This window comes from Micromonospora sp. NPDC002411, assembly GCF_053592955.1.
On the sequence record NZ_JBSFBM010000506.1, the window covers coordinates 1 to 3,414 of the forward strand.

A 3,414-nucleotide genomic window follows, 5' to 3' on the forward strand; every position below is an offset into this window, starting at 1 on the left:
GGGCGTCATCACTCCGGACACCGCGCTGCCCATCGCCAACAGCATCAAGAAGGGCGACACCTGGTTCTCCGACACCCATCCGGCCAACGCCGACGGCGGCCAGCGCGACCAGAGCCGCCGCGGCGGCCAGGAGCCGCCGGCGAGGTCGGGTCAGCGCCCGGTCGGCTGGGGGTACGCCCCGAGTCGGGCGGGACGGCGTGCCCGTCGTGGCCGGGGTGGTGGGTGCGCCCACGGAAACTCCTCGGGGGGTGGTGGGGCCTGGGGTGGCACCATCCTGCCCCTCGGTGCCGCCAGATGGGATGGCCGGTACGCCCTACCTCGACCGCCGCCTGGTTTGTCATCCGGTGGGCAGTGACGCGGTCCATCCCCCTCCCCGCCCGCGCGGGAGGCGTCGTGTTGTGTGCGACCGTTGTCTAATACAGGATCAGCAGGGCACTCGGAAGGAGCCCGACATCACCAGCGAACTCCCGCGCCTCGCGGCGGTGACCCGGCCGACCCGGGGACCCGGTCTGACCGGTTCCCCTGTCGTGTCGTACCCGCATGGCGGCCTGGCGCGGCACGCCAACCTGCCACCGGGAGAGCGGTTGCGGGTGCTGCTGGTGGAGGACGACGAGGGTGACGCCTTCCTGGTCGGCGAGTTACTCGCCGAGACCAACTCGATGATCGACCTGGTGGTCGCCACCAGTCTCAGCGAGGCGCGGCAGCGGATCACGGACGTGGACTGCGTCCTGCTCGACCTGGGCCTGCCCGACGCGCAGGGGTTGGACGGGCTGCGCCAGGTGCTGGAGATGTCCAGCGGTGCCGCGGTCTGTGTGCTGACCGGCCGTTCGGACGAGCACCTGGGTGTCGTCGCGGTCGCCGAGGGCGCGCAGGACTACCTGGTCAAGGGTCAGGTCGATGGGGTGTTGCTGACCCGGGCACTGCGCTACGCCGTGGAGCGCAAGCGCGCCGACGTGAACGCGCGTCGGCTGCGCGAGGTCGAGCTGCGCCAGGCCGAGTCGGCCCGCCTCGAACGCGGCCTGCTGCCACAGCCGCTGATGACGACCGACCAGGTGGCGGTGCACACCTTCTACCGGCCGGGCCGGCACGCCGCGCTGATCGGCGGGGACTTCTTCGACGTGGTGCAGACCCGCCCGGACCGCCTCGACCTGATCGTCGGCGACGTCTGCGGGCACGGGGTGGACGAGGCCGCGCTCGGCGTCGAGCTGCGGGTGGCCTGGCGGGCCCTGGTGCTCGCCGGGGTGCCGGACGACGAGGTGCTGCCCGCGCTGGAGCAGGTGCTGATGAGCGAACGCCGCCTTCAGGAGATCTTCGCGACCGTGGCCACCGCCAGACTGGACCTGGACGCCAACCGGGCCACCGTCCGGCTCGCCGGGCACCCGCCGCCGCTGCTGCTCTCCGGTGGCCGGGTCGCCCCGGTGCCCGCGCCCGGTGGCCGGCTGTTGGGCGTACGACCCCGCCGGCCGATCGCCTACGACCTGGAGTTCGACACCGATGACTGGTCCCTGCTGATGTACACCGACGGCCTCATCGAGGGGCGGGTGGGCGAGGGCAACGAACGCCTCGACGTGCCGGGTCTGAGCGGTCTGCTCGGCGAACCGGCCAACCGCGAGGTGTCGCTGACCGAGCTGCCGGCCTGGCTGGTCGGTCGGGCCGAGCGGCTCAACGGTGGCCCGCTCGCCGACGACGTGGCCATGCTGCTGGTCAGCCGGGGAGGTGGCCGGTGAAGCCGGTGGTCGGCGGCTGGAGTCTGCGCCGCCGGGTCGTCACCCTGCTCACCGTCGTGGGTGTGTTGCTGATCGGTCTGGCCGCCGCGGAGGCGGCGGTGGCGGCCCGCAACCGCACCCAGATCGACGCCGTTCTGAATCAGACCGGCCCGTTGCGGGTGCAGTCGCAGGAACTGCTCAACGCGTTGCTCGATCAGGAGACCGGGATCCGCGGGTACGCGGTCAGCGGTGACCCGGCCGACCTGAATCCCTACCGGGAAGGGCTCGCGCAGGAGACGAGCGTCGTCACCTCGATGCGGGCGCTGCTCGACGACTATCCGCAGATCGGTCAGGAGTTGCGGACCGTCGAGCAGCGCAGCTCGCAGTGGCGGCAGTCGGTCGCGGAACCGGTGATCAGCACCACCGAGCAGAGCGGCACCAGAGCCGGGCAGGCGTTGATTACCGAAGCGGCCCGACAGCAGTTCGACCAGGTGCGCGCTGCGGTGAACGACCTCCAGGCGGAGATTCTGACCGCTCGTGAGCAGGCCGCGACCGATGTGCGGACCAGCAGTAACGTCCTGGTCGTCCTGCTGATCGTCGCCGCCCTCGTGGTGGTCGTGGCCGGCGCCGTGCTGCTGCTCTCGCTGGACCGGATGGTGATCCGGCCACTGACCGGCCTGGCCAACCAGGTCCGCGAGGTCGCCGAGGGCGACTACCAGCACCGCATCTCCACCGTCGGCCCGCCGGAGTTCATCCGGCTCGGCGACGACGTGGACGCGATGCGCCAGAAGATCGCCGCCGACCTGGCCGAGGTGCGGGGGGCGCGCGAGCGCATCGAGTGGGTCAACAGCCAGCTCCAGAAGCAGGCCGAGGAGCTGACCCGGTCCAACCGTGACCTGGAGCAGTTCGCGTACGTTGCCTCGCACGACCTGCAGGAGCCGCTGCGCAAGGTGGCCAGCTTCTGCCAGCTGCTCCAGCGCCGCTACGCCGGGCAGCTGGACGAGCGGGCCGACCAGTACATCGCGTTCGCGGTGGACGGCGCCCAGCGCATGCAGCGTCTGATCAACGACCTGCTCGCGTTCTCCCGGATCGGCCGGCTCACCACCGGCTTCGTCGAGGTCGACCTGAACAAGGTGATGGGCGACGTGGCCGGGCAGACCGAGGCCGCCCGGCAGTACGCCGACGCTGAGCTGACCTGGACCGACCTGCCGGTGATCTCGGGTGAGGAACCGCTGCTCACCAACCTGTTGGCCAACCTGGTCAGCAACTCGATCAAGTTCCGCCGGGCCGACGTGCTGCCCAAGGTGCACGTCTCGGCCCGTCTGGTGGGCGCCGAGTGGGAGATCAGCTGCGAGGACAACGGCATCGGGATCGAGCCGGAGTTCGCCGACAAGATCTTCGTGATCTTCCAGCGGCTGCACTCGAAGGACGCGTACCCGGGCACCGGCATCGGGCTGGCCATCGTCAAGAAGATCGTCGAGTACCACGGCGGCCGGGTCTGGGTGGACACCGACGTGCCGGAGGGCACCGCGATCCGCTTCACCCTGCCGGCGCTGCCGGCGGACGTGGAGGCGGCTGCCGCCGTCGAGTCGCCGGACCAGCCGCCCGCTCTGCCGGAGGGCGACACGACGCCCCCGAACGAGGCTCCGGCAGCGCTGGCCGAGCAGTCCGACGGGACGGACCGGCCGGACCGGGCCGACGAGCCGTC

The 3,414-nt window shown here is 71.4% G+C and carries 2 protein-coding genes and 1 pseudogene; all 3 read left to right on the plus strand.

Annotation, left to right across the window (positions count from 1 at the left end; genetic code table 11):
- Positions 1-355, plus strand: a pseudogene (locus ACWCO3_RS33040) (hypothetical protein); the annotation flags it as partial.
- 172 nt (positions 356-527) lie between these two features.
- Positions 528-1,727 (plus strand): PP2C family protein-serine/threonine phosphatase, encoded by a 1,200-nt coding sequence (locus ACWCO3_RS33045; protein WP_145778819.1) that lies wholly within the window; start codon positions 528-530, stop codon positions 1,725-1,727.
- Positions 1,724-3,414 (plus strand): sensor histidine kinase (locus ACWCO3_RS33050; protein ID WP_450013852.1); only part of this gene is annotated, 1,691 nt, incomplete at its 3' end. The genes ACWCO3_RS33045 and ACWCO3_RS33050, both read left to right, overlap by 4 nt.